This is a genomic window from Massilia sp. Root335 (assembly GCF_001425685.1).
Classification (GTDB): domain Bacteria; phylum Pseudomonadota; class Gammaproteobacteria; order Burkholderiales; family Burkholderiaceae_D; genus Telluria; species Telluria luteola.
Map to the genome: position 1 here is coordinate 49,552 of NZ_LMCY01000039.1, position 1,037 is coordinate 50,588.

Genomic DNA, 1,037 nt, shown 5'->3' on the forward strand with positions numbered 1-1,037 from the left:
ACGTGGAGGCGGTGATCGACCAGTTGCCGCCGGTCGCGACCGTACTGCCCAGCACCGTGGTGCCGTCCGTGTCGTACAGGGTCACGGTGGCGCCGGCTTCGGCCGTGCCGGTGAAGACTGGCGTGGTCGCGTTGGTGATGCCGTCGCTGGACGAAATGCCGGTGTCGCTGGCCGCCGCCAGGTGCGGCGTGGACGAGGCGCCCGGCGCCAGTGTGTCGAAGTGGATCGTCGGGGTCGAGCCCGCGCCGCCCGTGTTGCCGGCCTTGTCGACATAGCTGCCGGCAGGGATCGTGATGCCGGCCGTGCCGGCGTCCGTGTTCGCGGCGGGCGTGAAGACGGCCGTGTAGATCGAGTCGAAGCCCGTGCCCGCGTAGTTGAGCGTGCTCAGCGTACCGCCGCTGACGGTGATGTCGCCCTGCCTGCCGTCCCAGTTGATGCCCGCGCCCAGGGTTTCGCTGAACGTGAAGGTGATGGTGGCGGTCTCGCCGGCCTTCAGCGCGCCGGCGTCGCTGGTGATTGCGACGCTCGGCGCGGTCGTATCCAGCGCGTAGACCGCCACGGCCTGCGGCCCCGCGTGGCCGGCGGCGTCGGCCACGCGCACCCGAATCGCCTGCGGGCCGTACATCAGCGTCGCCGCGGCGGACCACGTGGTGCCGCTGACTTGCGCCGTCGTCCAGTTCGCGCCGTGGTCCATCGACACCTCGACGTGCTCGTCGCCCGCCAGCGGCGCGCTCAGGATGCCGCTGAGGGTCTGCGCGGCGACGTTCGTGATGAAGTCGTTGTTCCTGTAGCCGCTGTCGGCCGAGAACGCGATGGAATCCACCGTCGTGGTCGGTGCCGTCGTGTCGACCGTGACCGTCAGGCCGTTCGATGCGCCGCTCACGTTACCCGCGGCGTCCATCACGGTCGTCGTGACGGTGTGCTGTCCGTCGCCCAGCGTGGCACTCGTGATGCTCCAGTTGCCACCGGTGGCGACCGTGCTGCCCAGCAGCGTCGTGCCTTCGTACAGTTTCACAGTGGCGCCGGCTTCGGCCGTG

Annotated in this window: 1 protein-coding gene; it reads right to left on the reverse strand. The window is 70.2% G+C overall.

Features of this window, described 5'->3' with window-relative positions; all coding sequences use genetic code 11:
* Positions 1-1,015: Ig-like domain-containing protein (locus tag ASC93_RS21265; protein WP_229412825.1), on the reverse strand; the 1,015-nt coding region annotated here is incomplete at its 3' end.
* Positions 1,016-1,037: the final 22 nt, after the last annotated feature.